Below are 19,831 nucleotides of genomic sequence, written 5' to 3' on the forward strand. Positions count from 1 at the left end.
TAGCGAGAAGCCTCGCCCAGGAGCACATGCTCCGGGCGGGGCTTCTGCTTTTTCCGGCTGGTCGCGGTCGGGAACGGCTGTCAGACGAGGACATCTTCGGGAAGAGCTACACGGCAAAGCCGTGTCGGAAAAGCAGGTGACAGAAGAGAAATTCCTGTCCAACGAAACCACGCCAATCCATCAATCGAGGAGTCGACATGTTCAACCTGAGCCCGATGTACAGCTGGATCCTCCTGATCCTCCTCGCGGTTGCCGTGATCGGCCTCGTCGTGCTGCTGGCCCGCTTCGAGCAGGTCAAGAGCCAGCGAGAGGCACGAGCCCGCGCTGCAGCCGCAGTGGCTGCCGCACCGCTTGCAACCGTCACCGAGCTCCGCCCAGCGCGCGGCACTCGACACCTGACGCTGGTTCCCGATCTGCCGGAGAGCAAGCGCGAAGAGCTCTACGACTGGCGAGTCAGCGGCCTCTGAGACATCCACGCACCGAACGAACCCCTCGATCTGAACCAGGAGAACCACCATGTCGATCTTCACCGCTGAGCGCGCCGTGCGCTCCAACGACACCCTCAACGTCCGCCCGCTGCTTGCACGCTCGGCCCAGTACGTCGTCCCACTGGCGAGTTTCGCCGCCTACCTCGGCAGCGTCGTCGTCCGGGAACAGTTCGACCACACGATCGACGAGACCGTGAAGTGGTCCCTGGCGATGTTCGACGCCCGCACCATGAGCAACGTCCCCGCTGCGCAGCCCGCGGAGAAGATCGGCGAGGCAGTCGAGGACTACATCGAAGACCGGATCTCCACCGAAGCTGACATCGAGCTGAAGCTCGCCATCGAGGCCGTGCTGCACACGATCAGCCCGATCTACGGGCAGCAGCTGCGCATCACCGGCTGGCTGCCCGGCTTCCGCATCGCGGAGGGTCGCAAGTCAGTCATCGAGCTCAGCGGAGACACCTGCCCGAGCTGCGCGATCAACCCGACCGGCTACCGCGTCGGCGACCACAAGAACACCGCGCGCTGCCTCAACAGCGAGGACTGCGGCTGGACCGGCGCCTGAGCGCTGCCGGCCACCTCCCGCACCACAGCAACATCCGCGAGACCACGCTCGCCGCACCACCCACCGCAAAGCCACCACCCGTCAAGGAGAAGAATTCATGGACTGCCCCAACTGCGACAACGTCGCGATGATCCCCGCCGCATTCCTCAAGGTCGGCCCCCACACCTGCCCCGTCTGCGGCTACTCGCAGTAGCGCTCACCGCGAAGAAGAAGGAGCCCGTCATGGCCAACACCCAGAAGCTGGCAGGCATCCGCTGCCCGTCCTGCCTCGAGTCGCAGCGCTTCGCGATCCAGACGACCATCAACGTCATCGTCGAGGACGACGGTTTCGACTTCATGGCGTCCCAGCCGGCCGACGACGCCTTCCCCGGCCGAGTCGTCGACGAGGACGACGGACTGCAGGACGACGATCCAATCGTCTGCGCGAACCGGAACGGATGCGGCCACCTCGGAACCGTGCGCGAGTTCCGCTCGGGACTCGAAGCGGCCGAGAGGGAGCTGATGCTCACCGACGTCCGCTGAGCGCTACCCACACCACACTGCATCACCACTGAAATCAAGACGCCCAACCGGCGGCGCGCTGGGATACCCCCGACGTGCCGCCGGTTTTCGGTTTCCACCGCCACCTCCAATTACCTCAGCAAGAGAGAAGACCGCAATGTCCTTGACCACCATCAACATCACCGTCCGCGAAGGGCGCGTTCCTCCCGTGCGCAAGCGCATCAACATCCCGGCGTCTGACATCACCACACAGACGTGGTGGGAGAACCAGGTCGACGTCTCCACGTCCATCCGGCTCCTGATCCTCGAGGAAGTGAAGCGACACGGAGTCGTAGATCGCCTCAACCGCATCGGCACGGACGCCATGGCCACCCACACTGCTCCGGCCGCTGCCCCGAGAGTCACCGTCGTGACGGGTGCTGCTGCTACGCCTGCACCCGCGGCGGCCACCACGACGCCGGCGACACCAGCATCAGCGCCGGTCATGTCCCGAGACGAAGAGCTCGACCTGCTGCGCGCCGAGAACACCATCCTCCGCAGCGTCATCGGCCCCGTCCCGGCGCTGTTCGACGTCAATGACCCGTCACTGCGAGGAGACCGCGCAGCTGCTCCTTCCCCGGCCGCACAGGCCGCCTGAGACACCGACCACCGAACAGGAGTCCGCCATGGTCCAGCTGTCCGATCTGTACGACGCCGACAAGCGCACCCGTGACCCGGTGGTGAGGGCCCTCGCGACGACAAGCACGATCCCGCACCCGCTGAACAACGTGCGATACGCGGACGGCATCAGCCGGTGTCGCCACGCCAGGACGCACACCGCGAACCAGGTCTGCAGGCAGAAGGTGATCAAGAGCCCCGAGTAACACCGTTGCGCCGTCGTAGCGTGCGCCCCTGGTCTCCCCCGATCAGGTGCGCGCGTGGCAACTACGCAGCATTCATGTCCATCCCGCACGAGTATCCCCAAGAGAAGGTGACCCTCGATGAACCACTCCCAGTCCACTCAATCACTCCCAGCACCGTCGTCGACGGCGGGATCAAGTGACCACATTCCGAGTGAATGCGTAGTCCTCACGCGGATCAAGAAACAGTCGGGTCTGACCATCCAGCAGTTGGCTGACGCCACCGGAATCAGTGTCGGAGCGGTCAGCATTGCTCTGTCAGGGATCCGCTATCGAAACAGTGAACCCCGGATCGCGGCACCGACTGACCGTTCGCTCGCGAGACTCGCTTCGGCACTTCGAATCTCCGCCACTGAGCTCCGAGCGGAGGGTCGAGACAACGCCGCGCTGCTGCTTCAAGAAGCCGAGCCGGCCGGGGACCGCTGCGATCGGGAGCTCGTTGGCTTCTTGGCCGGCCGCGAAGCCGTCATCCGACAGATGCTGACCCCTCTCTCGACTGAGGAGCTCCAGGCCGAGATCACTCGTCGAACGTCCTCGACACCCCAAGGACCCCCGGCCGACGCAGTTCACGCGAGCGACCCAGCTCACACATCCGACTGAAGGAACCTCTCATGACCCATCTGTTCACCCTGTACGCGGCCGGGTCGACTCCGACGCTGCGGTACGACATCACGCTCGACCGAGCGGCCCTCGGGTACCGTGCTTCCTTGCATCTCGACGTCAACCACGCGGGGGCCGCGGAGTGGGATGTGCCCCTTGCCGCGGCACTCGACCGACTCTTTGACACGCAGCGCGAGGCTGTCATCGCCCTCACCACGGTGCTACCCGCGATCAAGCTCGGCCCTGATGCCGACTGGTCGCACTGGCGAGACTTCGCCTTCGCTCGAGGTCGGGCTTACGCGGGTCGAGTGATCGCTACCCGGAGTATGCGTGACGACAAGCTGCTGTTCCTGGCCGTGCCCGACATCGGGCCTTCGTGGCGCACCGTGTACGACGAGGTGAGTGGTTCGCACGGTTCGTCGCGAGATGCCAGACCTGCAAACGTACGCGCCATCGCTGGCGAGTATCACGACGGTTACATGACCGCCGCCTGGCCGGCGGAGCTCATCTCCACCCCCTGATCCGCACCTTGCCCAAGCCGCCGCAGAAAAGAAGAAGCCCCGAGGGAATGATCCCTCGGGGCTTCGTTTCTTGCAGGCCGCCGCCTGGTCAGGAGTGATCGCTCACTCGGCGGCCTCTTCGTCCTCGCTGGCGTCGTCGGCCGCTGCAGCGGCCTCCGCCTCGAGACGAGCCTGTTCGGCCGCGGCTGTCGCCTCGGCGTGCTTCCGCACCGCGATGTCGCCCAGGTGCGTCACCACCTCCTCGCTGAGCAGCTGCTCAGCGGTCTTCGGCAGCGGGTCCACGGGAACGGCGATCGCGAAGATGTTCTGGGTGAACAGCCGTTGTGCGTTGACCGCGCCGCCACAGGTCGTGATCACGAGCTGGCGGGCACCCTCCGCTGACCAGTAGTCCTGCGGGAAGGCCGTGTGATCCTCAACCCGCATCGCGGTCATCTGCCAACTCTGCAGTTGCCCGGCACTGTCCTTCGTGTAGATCATCTCCCCACCGGTGAGCTGGTAGAGGTACCGCAGGGCTCCCCAACCCGTGGACGTGCTCACATGTGACGCGATCATCGTCACACCCGATTGACCTCCGTACATCGGCGCCCCACCCGCGAATCGGACGGCGTGCGTTGCGTCACTCGGAACCTTCAACGTGTCGAAGCCCTCGTACTTGCTCGGCACGAAGCTGTCGTCGGCCTCCACTGGCATGTAGACGCCCAACTGCGGGATGAAGAGCGTGTCCGGTCCCATGTCCGCAGCCGTCATCGTGTCCCCACCGACATCGACTGGTTCGTCACCGGTCGGTCCGACGACCGGGGCGCCAGCGGGGATCTCGAACTCTGCAGCCGGGAGCGGTGCTTCGACACTCTCGGGTGTTAGCCCCTTCCAGAGCATGAGACCGGCGGCCAGGACGAGGGCCGCAGCGATGGCACCCATCGCGATGCTCCTGCGGTGCCGCGGACGACGCCGAGGGCTCCGTGCTGGAGGAACGGCCGCCGTCGCAACCTTCGGTCCACGTGGCTCGGAGGTGGAAGCTGGGGCGGAACTGGTGGTTGGTGGTGTGAACCCGGATGTGGCGCTTGGGCCCGCCCAGGTGGGTCGTTCCGGTGCTTCGACGTTGACCATGTCCCGCCCCTTTCATTCCTACTTGTTGCGAGCTTCGTACTCGGCGCGCAGCTGACGATGGCGCTCGTTCCACCATTCGCTTCGCTGCGCCTCGAACTGCTCCGCGCGGTCGTCCAGCCACGCAACGAACTCAGCGTCGACGCGGTCACGCTGGGATACCTCCCACTCGTGGCGACGCTCGGCCGCGGCCTCCTCGGCTTGCCACGCCGGGTCGTCGAACAGCGCGTCGAAGTCCTCGATCGGCTCAGGATCCTCTGCCTCCTGATCGGGGCAGTCCGAGCGACTCATCGGGTGCCCGTCCTCGCCCACGAGAATCGTTCTGCGAGGCTCGGCATTCCTGACGGCCTCGACGATCGCCTCGATGTTCTCGGGGACGATGCCGATCAGGCGCTCGTAGATGTACTCGAGCTCGTCGTCCAGAGCGTTCGCGATCGCGAGCGGCACCTGCACAGTGATGACGGGTTCAGTTGCCATGGTCTTGTCTCCCTAGTTGTCGAGATCGCTGGTGGGAACGACGTCGGACCTGTCGCGGTCGTACTCGCTGCGAAGCTCCGCGTTGCGGTTCCTCCACCAAGCGCCTCGGGCCTGGTCGAATGCCGACGCGTAGTGGGTCAGCCATTCGTTGTATTCACCTTCAACCCGAGCGTGCTGTGCTCGCTCCCAGTCGGTCCGCTTGGCGTGAGCTTCCTCATCCGCCAGCCACTCCGGGGTGTTCGCTTCGAGGTCGTACGCCTCCATGGCGGCAATCTCCGCCGGCGTGATGTCGGACTCCGTACCGGGTTCGGGCTCCTGGCCGGCCTCGTCGACCAGGACGATCGCGCGGGTGTCCGCGTCCTTGGCCGCAAACACGAGGGACTGCAGGTGGACCGGGATTCGGCCGATCAGCCGGTCTTCGAGGAAGTCCTGGACCTCGTCGAGCGAGTCCAGGACTTCGACCGGAATCTGCAGGGTGATGGTGGAGCGTGCGGTGGTGGTGGTCGTCATGATCGTGTCCTAGTTCTTCTGCTCGAGGTCCGCGACGCCATCGATCCCGGAAGGGTCGGCCAGGGCGAAGTCACGGAAGTTGTCCGGCAGCTGAGCTGCCAGTTCGGTGCGGCTGAGGGTCGTGCCAGCAAGGGCGAGCAGTCCGGAGGTGAGGGCCTCCTCGACAACTGGGTCAGGCACGAGCCATCGGTACTTCACCTCGTAGGCCGGGAGGCCAGGGCGAGTGCTGATGACGCGGAATCCGCCGACGTGACGACGGAGTTCAGTGTGGCGGGTGCCACCGACGACGGCGACGAGGCTCATGACTGGTGTCCTGAGCGATAGCCAGCCCGCGGCCACGCGCAGGGGGTTCATCCAGTCGCACGCAGCGGCAGTGAAGGTGACTCCCCCGTCGAACTCGGCGATGAAGCCCTGCTCGACGGCGTACTGGGCGCCGGCGGCCGGGAAGCTGTCGACGCGGACGTCTGTTGCGACGTCCAGATCAGTGCTGATCATCTGCACCTGGTCGTCCGCGCTGTACTGCAGTCGCGTCGGGCCGTGGTGTAGCTCTTGATGTTGCAGCTGCGTGAGCAGGTCCACTGCAAGCAGCTCCCGATCGGTGAGCGACTGGTGGCCGTAGTCAGCACGGAGGAGATCAAGCTCTTCCGCGGGATCGGAGGCCCGAAGCCTCCAGGATGTGATGCTGCTCATGTGGATTCCCCCCTCGTTGTGGCGCACCACCGACACCGCAGCCACGGAGGGCTACGGTGTCGGCGACGACTCTTAGGCTGCGACGAGCTTCGCGGCACCCTTCGCAGGGGCCGCCTTGTTCGCGGATTCCTCGACCAGAGTCGCTGCGATGAGCAGACCCTCTCGGTTGAGGTGACGTGAGTAGCTCACGTCGAGGAACAGCACCGGCGTGCCCTCCGGGACGACTTCGAGCAGCAACGGGTGCAGGAACTCACGGACGGAGCCGGAGCCCCCACCGAAGACGTAGACGACTTCGGTGTCACGACCGACTTCGGCCAGGATCTTCCGGAACTCCTCGACGACCTGTTCGGAGAACAGTGCTGCCTGCTCGCTGACGATCGCCGCCACCTTGGCGTGCTCGGCGCGCTTCAGGGGACTCGGCGTGGACAGCAGGTAGTCGGCAAGTGCCTTCCTGCTGTTGAACGGGAGCTTCGCACGCTTCAGCGGCGTGAGCGAGTTGAGGAGCACCGTGCCGTAGCCCTTGTCGAAGGTCCGCGAGGCGTCGCCGTTGAACTTGGCGTCCGAGAAGACGGGGAAGTTCACGGTGCCCTCACCGATGTCGATGCCGACCGTGCTCGTGGCGTCGTGGATGTCCTGGCCGGTGATGCCCTCGAGCGGCTGCCCCTTGGCGCGGACGTCCTCGAGCATCGAGTCGATGAGGGTGACACCGTGCTGACGGATCGCGAACTGCGCGGACGCCCCCTCGGCGGCGACCTGCACGTCGACGAAGATGATGCGGACGATGACCGGCGTTTCGAAGTTCAGGACGGTCACGAGGTGGACGCCCTCCTTGAAGCTCTCCTGGTACCCGAAGCGGTGCTCGCGATACTCGTCGATGGGCAGCGCGAGCGCGACCCGCGCCTCGACCTCGAGGGTCTCGTCGGGCAAGGAGCCGGTCTTGGCGACGTGGTCACTGACAGCCTTCCCTGCGAACAGGCCGAGGATCAGCACCTTGGCGAGGGACTGCTCGGCCTTGCTGATGCCCGAGACGACGTCGAACTCCTCGAAGCGAGGGGTCTGAGCCTTCAGGGCGCGGCGACCGAAGAGGTGGCGGTGGGTGCTGGGAACCAGCGAGGAGGCGAAGGTGACGTCGAGCTCGTTGAAGATGCCTGCAGCGAGCACGTCGGAAGCTGCGCTGTCAGGCGTCGGGAGGTCCACGGCGCCGGTGACGAGGGCCACCCCGGACGGGATGTCGAACTTCTCGGCCCGGCCATCGAGGCCCCGCAGTGCCGCCTTGACGTAGCCGTTGCCGACGTCGATACCGCCGGTGATCTTGTGCTTGCTCATGCTGATGGATTCCCCTCGTCGTGCTGTAAGTGTGTGATGGCGCTGATCTTGAGGAACGGAACTAGCCGTTCATGATGTCGTCGATGGAGGAACCCCCGGTTGAAGCACCAGCGGCGACCAGGGCAGGCTCTCGCTGGGCGACGATCGACGGAGCGATCGACGGGCGCTGCTGCGTCTGTGGGTGCTGGGTGACGGGGGCCTCGGGGTGTGAGAGGCTCATACCGGTGTTGCCGGTCTGCTCCTCGCCCACGAGAGCTGGACGCCCGCGACGCGGAAGCTGCTCGACAGGGCGGTAGGCGACGTCGCCGTAACCGTTGCGTTCGATCTCACTGCGAATGAGAAGTCGGATCGAGAGACCCGGGTCCGTCTGCGAGGACCACCAGTCCAAGACCGATGCGTCGGCCTTCGGGATGCTGATCCGCTTGCGTTCCGAGTTCTCCTCGGTGGAGCTCCTCGCCATAGCGCGCCCCTTTCTCATGTGTGCTGTGTTTTCGATGTGATGTTACGTTTTGGCTCGAAAACGAGCTTATATGCGCACCAATCCCCCAAACAAGTGACATGACCCCTTTTCGGTCACGTTCTGGTCACTTCCTGGCCGGATGCGTGTCGTATCTTGACCAATCCCAGGTCACACACGGTTTCCGCCACACGGCTGTCCGCGGCTTGTCCACCTTCCGGCCACGGGTTGGACAGCGCCCGGCCGCGTCTCGCCCCTCTTCTCTCAGGGATACCCCTAACAAGAGCAGGCGGCCCGAGCCGCCTCGGGAGGCGTCCGAAGGTGTGGACGCTGTGTCGACGCCGACGGTAGACACCATTCGAGGAGCCCCATGACCACCGACGAGACCTTCCACATCGCCCTGACGGGTCACCGGCCGAACAAGCTGGCCGGCTACGACCTGACTCACCCGTTCTACGTGGAGCTGCAGGCATGGCTCGAGCACATCATCACGACCGGGCTCGCGCAGCACCGGCACCTGAGACTGTCTTCCGGTCTAGCTCTCGGGGCTGACACGATCTGGTCGAGGGCGATCCTGGCCATGCGCGACCGATTCCCGGGCCGGATCAGCTTCGTCGCGGAGATCCCCGTGATGACCCAGGCGTCGCAGTGGCCGGCGGCCGCGGATGTCGAATTCTGGCACGAGCAGGTGGCCCGTGCCGACTTCAGGAACGTCTACGCGGACGAGTATTCGCCGCGTGCGATGCAGCTGCGCAACGAGGGGATGATTCGCCCGGCGCAGCTCCTGCTCGCCGTCTGGGATGGCTCGTCTGGCGGCACGGGTCACGCTGTCAGGTTCGCCGAGAAGCAGGGGATCCCGATCTTCCAGATCTCTCCCACCGTCGTCTCCCGGCGCGCTTCCAGCGCGCTCTCCCCCTCAGGAAGATGAGGCGTCTGCGCACCATTCCCCGGGCGATCTCAGCTGCGTGTGATCAACACTCGCGCTTGGTGATCACCCCGGCAGTGGACCAGACCGTGCCAGATGGATAGCTCTGCCGAATGGCGGCAGAGAACATGTTGGGTCCGCAGTTGACGGGTGCATAGTCTTCGGTGACTTGGATGGTGTACTTCACATACGCGACGCCTCTGGGGTCGTAGTCACCTATGTTGACGCCATCGACCAGAATCGAGTCGTTTGCAACCAGGTACCCCTTCGGGTTCGTGGTGTTGCTCAGGTAGGTCGAGGATGCTACGAGCGTTACGCCGTCAGGGATCCAGCCGTGGAGGCTGACATCCTTGATCGTGTCCTTGGTGTAGTTGCTGTAGCGTACGACCACGTCGACCGTCTTGGATTCACCCACGGCGACGCTGCTCGTCCAACAGTCCTCCGGGGAGGCGCGCACGAGAATGTCGAGGTTCTCCGCGTCTGGCCGAGACGGTCGCCACTCATCCGGACACGATGCACTGCCGAAGGCGTCGACCTCGGCCGCTCGTCGTTGATCCGTTGCAAGATCCTGGAGGAAGCCGCCTGCGGCTGTCGACGTTGTCGCACCGACGATGCCGACAGCGAAGGAGAGGATGGCGATGAGTGTAGCCCGCCTCCTCGAGACGCCTTTGTGACGCGTTCCCATGTTGAACTCCAGACGTGTCGAGAGCGACCCCCGCTCGCTTGATCATCGTAGGGTCGAGAACAAGAGCGTCGCGAGCCCCATTGGGGTCACCGGTTCTCGCTGGTTCCTGGGGCCATCGCCACGATCTCCTCCCCTTTCGGAGCAGAGGGAAGCGTGCCACGCAGACCACTGGTGAAGTGCTGCACGACGATGCCGAAGACCATCGCGGCGACGTAGATCAGCAACCAGAAGCCGCCTGGCGACGGCTCAGTCGGCCGCGCCGTCACGAGCGCCGTCGCGATGATCGCCACCAGGCCGGCGGCGAAGACCGAAGTCCGGACGAGGTTCATGCGGCGTGAGCGAACCGAGGATTCCGGGTGCCGAAGGATGAACAGGTGCAGCATCGCCTGGCCGCCGGCCAAGTAGGCGACCAACGCCCCAGCGGAGAGAAGCGCGATCGTGCCAAAGGAGCCAACGATGATCACCAGCAGGGCGATCAGTGCGAAGGTCACGACGTCGGCTGTCACCGGGATCCAGAGTGGCTCCACCGCGGTCTTCTGCGCTCGCCACGACACGTGCCACCAGGATCGAGCTCGCAGCCGTCCCCCGACGGGGTAGGACACCAGTGCCGCGGCGAATAGCAACAGGCTCACTGTCTCGAATCCCGGCATCAGCAGCATGAGCAGACCAGCGACGGCGAACACTGCCGTGGAGATCTGCAGGAGGACGCCGCCCACGTAGAGCCAGCGGGGACTGCCGTGCATCTGGGCCGGGTGCTGGTGTGGCTGACTGATCGTGCTCATAGGATTCCCCCGTTGTTGAATGACTTGCGTGCGTCGGCGATCGCTCTCGAGACGAACGTCGTGAGCCCACGCGGGTCGGCATTCGCCGACCGGGATGCGGCTTGACGAGTGAGTCCCAGGCGGGTCGCGATGACGGCGATCGGACGTTCCTCGGCCATCCGCCGGATCGCGTCTGAGCGGAACTCGGCTGCAATCTCACGCAGGAGTGCGGCCATCGTGTCCAGTTCGATCGCGATGAGGGCTTGCCCCTCGTCATCCAGTGCCTCGTAGCTCGAGGCGGAGCGACCTGTCCCCAGATCGCGAAGCACCTCCTGGACGTCTATCGGCGCGAGTCCGGCGCCCTCCAGGCGCGCTGCTGCGGCGTCCGTCTCGGCGGCGTCGCGGCCGGTCCAGTCCCGATACCAGAGCGCGGCGAGCCAGTCGCCGTCGCGCGGCGTAGCCGCCGGAGGAGTCGTCGTCATGAGTCCACGCTAGCGCGCAACCCACCGTTGCGCAACCCTGGGTTGCGGATCATTCGCGGCTCAGAATCTGAGCCGCCATCCACCCCTTACACGCAGAATCCGAAGTAAGATTGAGAGTGCATCCGATGTTCGAGACACCAGAAGGAGTCACCATGTCGAAGCAAACAGCCTCCACCGATCATTCGATCGTGTCAAAGGCCGGCGGAGCAATCCGTGAGACCACCACCAGCGCCGGGCAGTTCCGCGACATCCTCGCGCACACCCCCTCCGGGTCCAGCCACCTGCTCTACAAGCACGTCATGAATGGTGCCCCGCTGACGATGAACACGAAGGGCGTTCGCCACGGCGTTGAGATCCTCGTGGCAGCCGCCAACGAACGCGGCCTGAGTGAAGACTTGATCCTCTCCCTGCTCACCGAGTCGGCGCAGATCATCGAGACGCGCCCGTCGGCCGGCGGTGCGATGACAGAGGATCAGGCTCGCTTCCTGGTCGAATCCGGAACGATGACCGCGGAGCGCCTGGCTGAGGTGGAGGCTCGCGTTGCTCGCGGTGACCTCGCAGCGCGTGAGCGCAAGACCCGGCTCAGCGTGATTGCAGACGCGATGAGCACCGAGGAGGTCGCCGACATGCTCGGTATCGACGCGTCGAGCGTCCGACACCGTCAGAGCAAGGACCAGCTGTACAGCATCAAGGTCGGAGCAAAGCGTCTCTACCCAGCGTGGCAGTTCACGGACTCGACCAAGCCCGCAGCGTTGCCCCACCTCGCTGCGATCATCTCCGCGATCCCGAAGGGGATGCACGCGGCGACGGTCCAGGGATTCATGACGACACCTCAGCGGAGCCTGCACATCGACGACAACCGGGTGACGCCGCGTGATTGGTTGCAGCAGGGCGGCGACAAGCAGGCCGTCCTGGACATCCTCGACGGGTACTTGCTGTCGTGAACGGTGGCAAGGTCCCGGCCGTTCCGCCCGCGTCCCTCACGATCAATCCATCAGCTCACGTCAGGGCGTTCGGTGATGTCCTCTGGCGCATCTTCAGTACGAAGAACGCTCACCCGTCCCAATGGAACGAGCTTCGCCACTGGGGGCCGGCGCCGAAAATGAGATTCGACCCGCACCCGCCGCCTGCACAGCATCACCTTGGTGCCGGTGTGATGTACACGGCGACGACAGCGAACACCGCCTTCGCCGAGGTCTTCCAGGAGTCCAGGATGATCGATCGCGATGCTGACGGCCCGGTGATCGCCGCCTGGCAACCGTCTCGCGAGCTGCAGCTACTGGACCTCACCTCCACCTGGCCGGTGCAGAACGGTGCGTCCGCGTCGATGATGATGGACGACAAGGCGAACACCCAAGCGTGGGCACAGGCGATCTTCGCGCAATTCGGTGGAGACATCGACGGGCTGTACCACCAGTCGTCGATCACCAACGAGCCGATGGTGACGCTGTTCCTCCGGGTCAAGGTCCTGGATGCATTTCCCAAACGTCCGCGCTTGTGGGTGTCGCTGGCGGACGATCAGGCCAACTGGCTCGTCGAGGACGCCGTGGACTACCTGAAGTCGTACGACGTCGTCAGGGTGTGAACGAGCAGCTCGGCGTTGAGTGGTAGCGTCGCCTCCGTTCGTTCCCCCACGAACACCAGAACCCCGCTCCTTCGAGAGCGGGGTTCTGTCGTCGGCATGGACGAGAGTCTCCGACCCTTGCCACGGGCGATCTGATCGTGCCACACTCGCCACAGGGACGAACCTGGGTCGGTTCCTGAGAAGAACCGACCTGTACAACTGAATAGACGTGACACTGTAGACGAAACCCCCACTGCTTTTGCAGCGGGGGTTTCGTCTTTCTCATCTCCTGACTGTCACTGATTCAGGAGCCCTTGGAGTCGGGACTCCATCTCCGCCGGGATGACCAGTGCCCGTACTTCGGGGACCAGCATCAGGACCAACCAGGCCGCCAGGAGGAGAACGGCAAGCACGCACATCACGATCGCCTGTTGTGCGAGAGTCACCGGCCGGTCTCCCGTGCCTGCATCTCCTGCCGACGGATACCCCAGCCGAGCACCGCGGCCGCCAGCAACAGCGCGCCGGCGCCGCCGAACAGCCACAGCCTCGAGCTCGCGAGCGACAACGGGTCACCGGTGACGGCTCCACCCATCGGCGGGATCGCAGGCAGCGACGCGTTCCAGCTGTCATTGTCGACGACCTCCGTGCCTGAGTAGGCGCCAACGGACGTGACGGTTGCCGTGTCCGCGTGTGACGTGCCCGGCTCGACGCCGGTGAGCGTGCCCACCAGAAGCGCCTTCTGACCAGCGGCCAGGGTGACCAGCTCGCTGATCGGACGAGCCAGGTAGCGCTGTCCAGCGATCTCCACCGTGACCGGCTTCGCCGGCTCTGATGATCCCTCGCCCGAAGAGGGTTCGGTCTCTGTGGTGTCATCAGTGGTGACCGGGTCAGAGGCAGCGTCGGTTGCTTCTGGTACGGGGTCGAGCCAGTGGATGTCCTCCACCTTGCCGGTCATGCTCTCGTCCGTGAGGTCCTCGAAGCCCGTGATGGTGAGCCGCTCGTCGCCGGTGTTGGTGACGTCGAAGGCGATCTGGACACCGTTCTTCGCCTGGTCGTGTGTGAGCACCAGCGCGTTCTTGGACTCGTTCCGGTCGCCGGCGTCGCGGCCTTCGCTGAGCGTGTACTTCACGATCTCGAGCGCAGGGGCTGAGGCTGCCGCGGCGAACCAAGCATCCTCGGCCTTCACCGTGGTCGCGGAGAAGATGGAGTCAGCAGTGACGACCACGGTGTCACCGTGGACCATGCCGGGCTCCATGCCCCGCAGCGTGCCCTTGCAGTCGACCGTCTGCTTGACCTTCAGCTCGGTGATCGCAGAGGGAAGCACCCACACGAGGCCGTCCTCGTCTGCTCCCACGGCTTCGTTTCCCTGGATGATTCCGGGGATGCCTGGCGCTGCGTTGTCGGGGATCGCGCAGACGAGCCCTTCCACGTCGCCGTAGCGGCCGTCGTGAGTCATGTCGGCGAACTGGACGTTCGTGAGCGGAACATCGCCGGTGTTGCTGAAGCGGATGCCCACCTCAACACCGTGCTGCTTCGCCACAGCGTCTGCCGCCGCATCCTCCGGAAGCACTTCGTCGGCCAGCTGCTCCTTGGAGAGCGGGTACGCCTCGTCGACGTCGTTGCGATCGCCCTCCTGTTCACCCTCGTCGAGGGTGAACTTCTTCACCTCCACGGACGGGTGCTCGATGGTGTTCGTCCAGACGGTGTTCGACTCGCGCAGGACGTCGTTGTAGCTCTCGGAGACCGTGTTCTCGACACGGTCGGACGGTGCGATGCGCACCATCTTCGTGTAGACGGAGAACGCGGCCGCGAGGTCACTGCGGGTCTGGACGAGGTCGAGGAACTTCTGCGTCGCGGTGACGCTGAGCGTGTAGCTCGACTCATCGAAGGTCACGTCGAAGAGCCCCTTCAGGGCAGCCCCCTCACGTCCAGCGGAGTCCTGCAGCAGCTCCCCCGCTGCTGCGAGCAGGGTGGTGCCGTCATAGACGTCGGCGTTCGCGTAGATCGCCCAGACGCCGGTGTACTCATCGTGAGCTCGGTCGAAGGTGTCACTCATCGACCACTGGCTCGCTGCGTACGCCCGGTTGCCCGGAATCTCCGAGCTGTTCAGCCGGTAGTTGAACTCCGAGTACATCGGAATCTCGGTCGCGTCGACCGATGTCTCCTCGCCATCGTCCGAGATGACGACGTCCTTGCTGGGGTCGATCTCCTTCAGGGGGTTGGAGACGATCTTCGTCGCCTTGTAGGTGTTCTGGATGTTCTGGCGCGCCTGGTTCTCGATGACGTACCCGTCCTGCTCCTTGGTCACCACGGTCGGAAGCGTGATCCAATACTGCTTCCCGAGCAGCGACTGGTCGATGATCGGGTGCTCGAGCGGGAGGATGGGCGCCTGGTCGTATGCGGCCAGGTCTGCAGGCTGCGGGTCGCCGGCGATCGTTCCGCCGAAGATGCTCGTCGTGTCGGTCTGCTTCGCGAAGACGTAGGCGACGCCGTCGATGACCTGCACGTTGAACTGCGCGGTGACGTCGGCTCCCGTTGTCTTCTCGGTGACGCGGATCGCCGCCGGGTCGAGCGTCAGGAAGTCCTCGTCGAAGTCGTCCACCATCCCGAGCTTGTGCACGTTGTAGGCGAGCTGATCGCGACCGGGGTTCGCGTCCAGCGTCAGGCGGTAGAGGATCACATCGCCCTTGACGACGGTCTTGCCGTCGATGTCGTTCTGCTCCGAGCTGAGGCTCTCCTTGTCAGGCGTCTGGGTCGGGATCTCCACGGTTGGGATCTCGGTCCCGGTCCGAGCGTCGTTGACGATCTGGAACGCCTGGTTCACGACGGTGCTGCCCTCGGCGATGTCCTTCTTGACGGTGCCCGTGAAGCGCAGCGTCAGCCACCCCTGCGTCAGCCACTCGGAGTTCGCTCCGGAAGTGCTGACGTTGTTCGCCAGCCACTCGTCGGTGAAGGTCGCGGTGAACATGTGCTTCTCCTCGTCCACCACCAGCGTGTACTGGCTCCGCGGGATCGGCTTCGGGTTCGCGGTATCGCGGGAGTCCCAGAACTCGATGGAGCCCTTGTCGGGCGTGAAGTACGGGTCGTACACGTCCTCGACCGCGAGGCTCTTGATACCGCGAGCGGTACCGGCGGGGACACGGAGGTCCACGCCGATGGAGTACTCGAGCTTCTGCCCAGGCCACACGGTCGAACCGTTGATGTCGCCGTGCGTGCTGTCGCCTGACTCATCGCCCGAGCCGAGGACCTGCTTGTTCGGGTTCGGCGTCCAGGTGTAGACGGGCGGTTCGTTGGTCTCGATGGTCTCGTTGTTCCAGACCTCTGAGCCGGCGTTGACCAGCGAGACGACCTCGCCGGCGGTGTCGAAGTCGGTGCGGAACGCCCCCGAGACGATCAGCTTGATCTTCCGATCCGCGCTGAGGCCCTTCGTCGCAGCGAGGTAGCTAGCTTTCGCCGTCGCGGTCGTGACGGTACCGGTGATGTCGATGTCGAACTGATTGGTGACGCTCACCCAGCTGCCCGATCCGGGAGCTGTCTCGGCGTAGACCTTCGCCAGCGACTTGTCGCTGAAGTCCACGTACTGACCGGCCTGCGTCCAGTCGTCGATGATCTTGTAGGTCGAGAGGTTCTCGGCCAGGTTCGCCGGGATGCGGCCGTTGACCACGGCGCTCACCTCGTCACCCATCAGGAAGACCTTGTTGTCGGCGCCCTGCTGGTTCGTCTGGCCGGGGTCCGAAGTGGTCAGGCCACCTTCAGGGTCCAGGAGCCACACCTTGTCGGGCTTCGGCGTCACCTTGCGGATCTGAGCGCTGTTGCCCGCCGCGCAGCTGTTCTTCGCCGCGGTGTAGCAGACCTTCGAGTCGTCGGCGACCATGTAGTCGGTCTCGGTCGGAAGCACGAACGTGGGGACGATGAGCTTGTACTGGCGCGACTGGAACGTGTCGGGGATGTTGGTGACGGTGCCCTCGACGATGACCTTGCCGCCTGAGCGGGTGACCGTGACCGTAGCGCCAGCGACCTTCGCGCCGTTGGGATCGACCATGTAGGCGGCCGATGGAACGTCCGCCGTCTGGGATCCGATCCACACCTTGTCGGTCCCGATCGTGTCGGTGATCGACATCGAGCTCGTGAACCCGTTCGTGCTCGCGGTGATCTCGGCGTTGTAGAACATGCCCGAGGCCAGGACCTCGGCGTTCTTCAGCGGATCAGCCGGGTTGCCGCTCGTGAGCTGCTTCGTCGGAGCGACGGGCCCGACGGCCCAGTTCTCGCGTGCGTCGTTCTCGCCGGCGTGGCTGACGGCCGCCTTCATCTTGCCCTGCTTGGTGATGCTGACGTCGAACCAGAACTTGCCCGAGGGCCAGCTCGTCCATCCGAGGTCGGCAGGTGCGAAGGTCGGTGACAGCGTGGATCCCGAGTTGGAGACGACGACGTTCTTGGTCGCGCTCTTCCGCGTTCCTTCGACGCCACCCCAGTTGAGACGCACGGTGGCGGTGATGTTCTCGCGGATGGAGGATGAAGTGCTGGTGTTGATCGTGTCGCGGACCGTCGTCGTCGTACCCGCCAGCGCGAACGCACCCACCTTGTCGGTCGAGACGGCGAGGTCGTACTCCGGGACGGCTTCGATGTTGTTCAGAGCCACGCAGACGATGCGCGGGTTCGGCGGGATGTTCGCCATGAAGGTGTTGTAGACGGCGGCCTGAGCCGATGCGTCGTAGGCCGGGAGCATCGCCTGCCAGTAGCTGCGCTCAGTGAGGCCCTGGTACCAGGCGGCCATGGCCCCCTGATTGCCACCCCAGCCCATCCACGCGGTGCCGCCGCTCCAGTCGAGCGCGACACCCACCTGGATGACGCGCGCCTGCGATGCGGCACCGTTGCTGCGAGCGATCGCCTGGTTGATCGCGGTCCCGCACGCCTGGTTGATGCCCGTGCGGTTGCCACCGACCCCGGTTGCCCACCCACCCTGGGACTCCATGGCCGTCGCGAAGGTGTCGATCGAGGTCTGACCCCAGCCCTGGGCGGGACTGCCGTTCACGAAGGTGTCGCCGGTGTAGAGCCAGTACTCGCTCGCGATACCACCGGAACCGCCGCCGCCACCGACACCTCCGCCGCCGATGCCATCGGCAGCGAACGCCGAGACGGATCCGGTGACAGCGAGTCCGAGGGCCAGAGCGCCGGCCAGCGCCGCACGAGCTCCGCCCTTGGCGACACGACGAAGCGCGCCTCGTCTCGAACTCGAATCTGCGGCACCGAGCTTCTGGTTGCGCATCTGTTCCCCTCTCTACTGTGAACGAGCCCGGTCGCCGAGTGGATTCTGCGGCGGCCAGGGCACCTGCCCAGCCTAACCGGATTCAAGGCACTGAGAGAGCATTTCGCCTGATTTATGAGGGAAAACGCCGATACATGACGCCTGTCGGGCGCACGGGCGCCCAGCCGGAGGTCGACGCCCGAATGTCTCAACGAGCCGGGGCGCATCAACTCGCTCGACCTCAGCCAGTAGCGTTCGCGCAACCGGGCTCTCACACGAGAGCACGAGCCCCAGCAGCGCTGGCGCCGGGATGACCTCCGACAGAAAGAGGTAACCCCATGGACACGCCACACGACACGTCCCCCGCTGCGCCGGCCGCTACCCGGAAGGCGCTGCGGATCACCACCGACGAGAGACTCGAGCTGATCGAGGTCCCCACCTCCGACGCGCTACTCACACTCCAGCGAGCCGTCGGCGGCTTCATCGAGATCCTTGACATCGCGCCGGATCTGTCGATGGTCCTCGACGAGGAAGGCAAGCTCAAGGGCAAGCCGCGCAACGACATCGCGATCCGGCTCATCCACCACTTCGCGGTTCCGCTGCAACCCGGCGATCTCATCGTCGGTGACGTCGTACTCATGGGCATCGATGCGTCAGTCGACATGGACGATGGTGACTCCGAAGCCGACGTACCTGACAGCGCCATCGAGCTTCTGGCTCGCCTCGGCTACCCGGTGAGCTGACGCGGTTCCTCGGCAGCAACCGGACCTCGGGGTCGACGACTGCAGCCCCCCCCCAAGACCGAGCCAGCGGAGCCGCCTCCGGGAACATCTCTGACCAAGCAATCCTCTCGACCACACAGGAGATCTCCCATGGCACCCTTCACCTTCTTCGATCCTGCTGTCGCCGCCCAAGCGGTCAACCCTTCGAACCTCGTGGTCTCGACGCCTCCTGGGAGAGGTGCCCTCGCGGACCTCCAGTCGGAGCTGGTGTCGCGTGGATCGGACTACGTCATCGTCAGCGCCTGGCAGGACGGCGACATCCTCGCCCTGCCGAGGCGCGACAGCGGCCCGGTTCACGTTGATCCGGGCCTGCAAGGGGCGAAGGCGATCATCTTCGATGACGCATCGCGCGCATCGGCGTCGATGGCGCCGCTCATGCACGAACTCGTGGAGAGCAGGACGATCCTCGGTCAGGCCCTCCCGGGTCTCAAGACCGTGATCCTCGTACACACGCGGATCGACGAGAACGAGGGCCGTGCGGCGGTCGCAGCGCTGGTCGAGCTTCCGAGCGAGTACAAGACAGTCAGCATCAGCCTCCACGAAGAGGTCACGCTTCCTGTTGCCGACCTCTAGCCCGAACGCACCACATGACCCCTGACGCCGCATGGTGACAGGGGTCATTGCTTTGACCGCCGAGGGTGAGCGCCGAGAGCACTGGTAACCGTGGTTCGAAACCAAGCCGGCGAAGCCGTCTCCGGGACATGTTGTGACCAGAAGGACTTCCCCTCAGGTCGTTGATCGTCGTTTCAGAGAGGAAACAGCACCATGACCGCAGGAATGCACCGCACCAAGACCGGCGAGAACGTCCTCGTGACGATCACGACCGACGGCCACTACATGCTCCGCTACGCGGACGGCCGCGTCACCTTCATCTGATCCTGAACCCACCGAGGAGCTGCCATGCCTACGTCCACCACCACGACCGCGCCGTGCAACGGTGCCGCAGCACCGCGCGCGCTGGTCCCCGGTATCTATCGAGGTGGGTCCGCGGCCGAGTTCGGCTTGTGGCGCCTGCGCGCCGACGGAGTCTGGCTCTTCTGCGTGCCCGTCGCGGGTGCGGTGTGGAAGCGCGCCGGCGACCAGGATCCCGGCGACAGCCTCATCCTCCTCGTCGACGAGACCCGCATCTAACCAGCTCGCTCCGAGCCACTGAACCGAGAAACCCCCGTTCGCCGTCGCTGGCAGCGGGGGTCTTCTCGTCCTGTAGCTAGACCTCCCGACAGAAGGGATCGGCACAGCCGATCCGGGGCCG

General features: G+C 65.0%; 22 protein-coding genes. 12 read left to right on the forward strand and 10 right to left on the reverse strand.

Annotated elements, in window-relative coordinates; genetic code table 11:
- Window positions 1-197: 197 nt before the first annotated feature.
- The 6 genes from B9Y95_RS18465 to B9Y95_RS18490 all read left to right on the forward strand — a co-directional run bounded on the left by B9Y95_RS18465 (window position 198) and on the right by B9Y95_RS18490 (window position 3,571).
- A complete protein-coding gene (locus tag B9Y95_RS18465) occupies window positions 198-467 on the forward strand; it encodes a hypothetical protein (RefSeq protein ID WP_085514122.1) in 270 nt (89 codons plus the stop codon).
- A gap of 49 nt (window positions 468-516) precedes the next feature.
- Window positions 517-1,050, forward strand: coding sequence for a hypothetical protein (locus tag B9Y95_RS18470; RefSeq protein ID WP_085514123.1), 534 nt, complete (start codon window positions 517-519; stop codon window positions 1,048-1,050).
- A gap of 222 nt (window positions 1,051-1,272) precedes the next feature.
- Window positions 1,273-1,572, forward strand: coding sequence for a hypothetical protein (locus tag B9Y95_RS18475; protein ID WP_085514124.1), 300 nt, complete (start codon window positions 1,273-1,275; stop codon window positions 1,570-1,572).
- 136 nt (window positions 1,573-1,708) lie between these two features.
- On the forward strand, window positions 1,709-2,188 hold the full coding sequence (locus tag B9Y95_RS18480; RefSeq protein ID WP_085514125.1) for a hypothetical protein: 480 nt from the start codon (window positions 1,709-1,711) through the stop codon (window positions 2,186-2,188).
- Window positions 2,189-2,216: 28 nt separating this feature from the next.
- Window positions 2,217-2,414 carry a hypothetical protein gene (locus B9Y95_RS18485; RefSeq protein ID WP_085514126.1) on the forward strand — a complete coding sequence of 66 codons (198 nt, stop codon included), beginning with the start codon at window positions 2,217-2,219 and terminating at the stop codon, window positions 2,412-2,414.
- A gap of 647 nt (window positions 2,415-3,061) precedes the next feature.
- Window positions 3,062-3,571: a hypothetical protein gene (locus B9Y95_RS18490; RefSeq protein ID WP_085514127.1), complete on the forward strand. Its 510-nt coding sequence runs from the start codon at window positions 3,062-3,064 to the stop codon at window positions 3,569-3,571.
- A gap of 102 nt (window positions 3,572-3,673) precedes the next feature.
- Here B9Y95_RS18490 and B9Y95_RS18495 read toward each other — a convergent pair whose 3' ends face one another.
- The 6 genes from B9Y95_RS18495 to B9Y95_RS18520 all read right to left on the reverse strand — a co-directional run bounded on the left by B9Y95_RS18495 (window position 3,674) and on the right by B9Y95_RS18520 (window position 8,138).
- Window positions 3,674-4,489 (reverse strand): class F sortase, encoded by an 816-nt coding sequence (locus B9Y95_RS18495; protein WP_159453456.1) that lies wholly within the window; start codon window positions 4,487-4,489, stop codon window positions 3,674-3,676.
- Window positions 4,490-4,696: 207 nt separating this feature from the next.
- The gene (locus tag B9Y95_RS18500; protein WP_143736581.1) at window positions 4,697-5,122 is read right to left on the reverse strand and encodes a hypothetical protein; all 426 of its coding nucleotides are present in this window, start codon (window positions 5,120-5,122) and stop codon (window positions 4,697-4,699) included.
- Window positions 5,123-5,164: 42 nt separating this feature from the next.
- Window positions 5,165-5,662 carry a hypothetical protein gene (locus tag B9Y95_RS18505; protein ID WP_085514130.1) on the reverse strand — a complete coding sequence of 166 codons (498 nt, stop codon included), beginning with the start codon at window positions 5,660-5,662 and terminating at the stop codon, window positions 5,165-5,167.
- A gap of 9 nt (window positions 5,663-5,671) precedes the next feature.
- A complete protein-coding gene (locus tag B9Y95_RS18510; protein ID WP_085514131.1) occupies window positions 5,672-6,352 on the reverse strand; it encodes a hypothetical protein in 681 nt (226 codons plus the stop codon).
- Between the two features lie 72 nt (window positions 6,353-6,424).
- Window positions 6,425-7,678: a ParM/StbA family protein gene (locus B9Y95_RS18515; protein WP_085514132.1), complete on the reverse strand. Its 1,254-nt coding sequence runs from the start codon at window positions 7,676-7,678 to the stop codon at window positions 6,425-6,427.
- 61 nt (window positions 7,679-7,739) lie between these two features.
- Window positions 7,740-8,138: a hypothetical protein gene (locus B9Y95_RS18520; protein ID WP_085514133.1), complete on the reverse strand. Its 399-nt coding sequence runs from the start codon at window positions 8,136-8,138 to the stop codon at window positions 7,740-7,742.
- Between the two features lie 367 nt (window positions 8,139-8,505).
- On the opposite strand from B9Y95_RS18520, the gene B9Y95_RS18525 reads away from it, so the two are divergent.
- Window positions 8,506-9,063 (forward strand): SLOG family protein, encoded by a 558-nt coding sequence (locus B9Y95_RS18525; RefSeq protein WP_085514134.1) that lies wholly within the window; start codon window positions 8,506-8,508, stop codon window positions 9,061-9,063.
- Window positions 9,064-9,106: 43 nt separating this feature from the next.
- On the opposite strand, the gene B9Y95_RS18530 is transcribed toward B9Y95_RS18525, so the two are convergent.
- The 3 genes from B9Y95_RS18530 to B9Y95_RS18540 form a co-directional block, all read right to left on the reverse strand.
- On the reverse strand, window positions 9,107-9,745 hold the full coding sequence (locus tag B9Y95_RS18530) for a hypothetical protein (protein WP_085514135.1): 639 nt from the start codon (window positions 9,743-9,745) through the stop codon (window positions 9,107-9,109).
- A gap of 86 nt (window positions 9,746-9,831) precedes the next feature.
- Window positions 9,832-10,404, reverse strand: coding sequence for a hypothetical protein (locus B9Y95_RS18535; protein ID WP_143736582.1), 573 nt, complete (start codon window positions 10,402-10,404; stop codon window positions 9,832-9,834).
- Window positions 10,405-10,523: 119 nt separating this feature from the next.
- Window positions 10,524-10,988: a hypothetical protein gene (locus B9Y95_RS18540; protein WP_085514137.1), complete on the reverse strand. Its 465-nt coding sequence runs from the start codon at window positions 10,986-10,988 to the stop codon at window positions 10,524-10,526.
- A gap of 152 nt (window positions 10,989-11,140) precedes the next feature.
- Here B9Y95_RS18540 and B9Y95_RS18545 point away from each other — a divergent pair, with 152 nt between their 5' ends.
- On the forward strand, window positions 11,141-11,932 hold the full coding sequence (locus B9Y95_RS18545) for a hypothetical protein (protein WP_085514138.1): 792 nt from the start codon (window positions 11,141-11,143) through the stop codon (window positions 11,930-11,932).
- Window positions 11,929-12,573 carry an RES domain-containing protein gene (locus tag B9Y95_RS18550; protein ID WP_159453457.1) on the forward strand — a complete coding sequence of 215 codons (645 nt, stop codon included), beginning with the start codon at window positions 11,929-11,931 and terminating at the stop codon, window positions 12,571-12,573. Before B9Y95_RS18545 ends, B9Y95_RS18550 begins: the two co-directional genes overlap by 4 nt.
- 421 nt (window positions 12,574-12,994) lie before the next feature.
- Here B9Y95_RS18550 and B9Y95_RS18555 read toward each other — a convergent pair whose 3' ends face one another.
- Window positions 12,995-17,818: an LPXTG cell wall anchor domain-containing protein gene (locus B9Y95_RS18555; protein WP_085514140.1), complete on the reverse strand. Its 4,824-nt coding sequence runs from the start codon at window positions 17,816-17,818 to the stop codon at window positions 12,995-12,997.
- A gap of 317 nt (window positions 17,819-18,135) precedes the next feature.
- Here B9Y95_RS18555 and B9Y95_RS18560 point away from each other — a divergent pair, with 317 nt between their 5' ends.
- From B9Y95_RS18560 to B9Y95_RS18570, 3 genes are all read left to right on the forward strand, one after another.
- Complete coding sequence (locus tag B9Y95_RS18560; protein ID WP_085514141.1) at window positions 18,136-18,540, forward strand: DUF3846 domain-containing protein; 405 nt, start codon at window positions 18,136-18,138, stop codon at window positions 18,538-18,540.
- Between the two features lie 129 nt (window positions 18,541-18,669).
- A complete protein-coding gene (locus B9Y95_RS18565) occupies window positions 18,670-19,152 on the forward strand; it encodes a hypothetical protein (RefSeq protein ID WP_085514142.1) in 483 nt (160 codons plus the stop codon).
- Window positions 19,153-19,479: 327 nt separating this feature from the next.
- Window positions 19,480-19,710, forward strand: coding sequence for a hypothetical protein (locus B9Y95_RS18570; protein ID WP_085514143.1), 231 nt, complete (start codon window positions 19,480-19,482; stop codon window positions 19,708-19,710).
- Window positions 19,711-19,831: the final 121 nt, after the last annotated feature.

The organism is Plantibacter flavus (assembly GCF_900177615.1).
In the GTDB taxonomy this organism is placed as follows: domain Bacteria; phylum Actinomycetota; class Actinomycetes; order Actinomycetales; family Microbacteriaceae; genus Plantibacter; species Plantibacter flavus.

What these genes read in the sequence shown, in the direction of transcription:
- B9Y95_RS18465 (WP_085514122.1), top strand. Translation starts at nt 198, where the DNA reads ATGTTCAACCTGAGCCCGATGTACAGCTGGATCCTCCTGATCCTCCTC.
- B9Y95_RS18470 (WP_085514123.1), top strand. Translation starts at nt 517, where the DNA reads ATGTCGATCTTCACCGCTGAGCGCGCCGTGCGCTCCAACGACACCCTC.
- B9Y95_RS18475 (WP_085514124.1), top strand. Translation starts at nt 1,273, where the DNA reads ATGGCCAACACCCAGAAGCTGGCAGGCATCCGCTGCCCGTCCTGCCTC.
- B9Y95_RS18480 (WP_085514125.1), top strand. Translation starts at nt 1,709, where the DNA reads ATGTCCTTGACCACCATCAACATCACCGTCCGCGAAGGGCGCGTTCCT.
- B9Y95_RS18485 (WP_085514126.1), top strand. Translation starts at nt 2,217, where the DNA reads ATGGTCCAGCTGTCCGATCTGTACGACGCCGACAAGCGCACCCGTGAC.
- B9Y95_RS18490 (WP_085514127.1), top strand. Translation starts at nt 3,062, where the DNA reads ATGACCCATCTGTTCACCCTGTACGCGGCCGGGTCGACTCCGACGCTG.
- B9Y95_RS18495 (WP_159453456.1), bottom strand. Translation starts at nt 4,489, where the DNA reads ATGGGTGCCATCGCTGCGGCCCTCGTCCTGGCCGCCGGTCTCATGCTC.
- B9Y95_RS18505 (WP_085514130.1), bottom strand. Translation starts at nt 5,662, where the DNA reads ATGACGACCACCACCACCGCACGCTCCACCATCACCCTGCAGATTCCG.
- B9Y95_RS18510 (WP_085514131.1), bottom strand. Translation starts at nt 6,352, where the DNA reads ATGAGCAGCATCACATCCTGGAGGCTTCGGGCCTCCGATCCCGCGGAA.
- B9Y95_RS18515 (WP_085514132.1), bottom strand. Translation starts at nt 7,678, where the DNA reads ATGAGCAAGCACAAGATCACCGGCGGTATCGACGTCGGCAACGGCTAC.
- B9Y95_RS18520 (WP_085514133.1), bottom strand. Translation starts at nt 8,138, where the DNA reads ATGGCGAGGAGCTCCACCGAGGAGAACTCGGAACGCAAGCGGATCAGC.
- B9Y95_RS18525 (WP_085514134.1), top strand. Translation starts at nt 8,506, where the DNA reads ATGACCACCGACGAGACCTTCCACATCGCCCTGACGGGTCACCGGCCG.
- B9Y95_RS18530 (WP_085514135.1), bottom strand. Translation starts at nt 9,745, where the DNA reads ATGGGAACGCGTCACAAAGGCGTCTCGAGGAGGCGGGCTACACTCATC.
- B9Y95_RS18535 (WP_143736582.1), bottom strand. Translation starts at nt 10,404, where the DNA reads ATGCTGCTGATGCCGGGATTCGAGACAGTGAGCCTGTTGCTATTCGCC.
- B9Y95_RS18540 (WP_085514137.1), bottom strand. Translation starts at nt 10,988, where the DNA reads ATGACGACGACTCCTCCGGCGGCTACGCCGCGCGACGGCGACTGGCTC.
- B9Y95_RS18545 (WP_085514138.1), top strand. Translation starts at nt 11,141, where the DNA reads ATGTCGAAGCAAACAGCCTCCACCGATCATTCGATCGTGTCAAAGGCC.
- B9Y95_RS18555 (WP_085514140.1), bottom strand. Translation starts at nt 17,818, where the DNA reads ATGCGCAACCAGAAGCTCGGTGCCGCAGATTCGAGTTCGAGACGAGGC.
- B9Y95_RS18560 (WP_085514141.1), top strand. Translation starts at nt 18,136, where the DNA reads ATGGACACGCCACACGACACGTCCCCCGCTGCGCCGGCCGCTACCCGG.
- B9Y95_RS18565 (WP_085514142.1), top strand. Translation starts at nt 18,670, where the DNA reads ATGGCACCCTTCACCTTCTTCGATCCTGCTGTCGCCGCCCAAGCGGTC.
- B9Y95_RS18570 (WP_085514143.1), top strand. Translation starts at nt 19,480, where the DNA reads ATGCCTACGTCCACCACCACGACCGCGCCGTGCAACGGTGCCGCAGCA.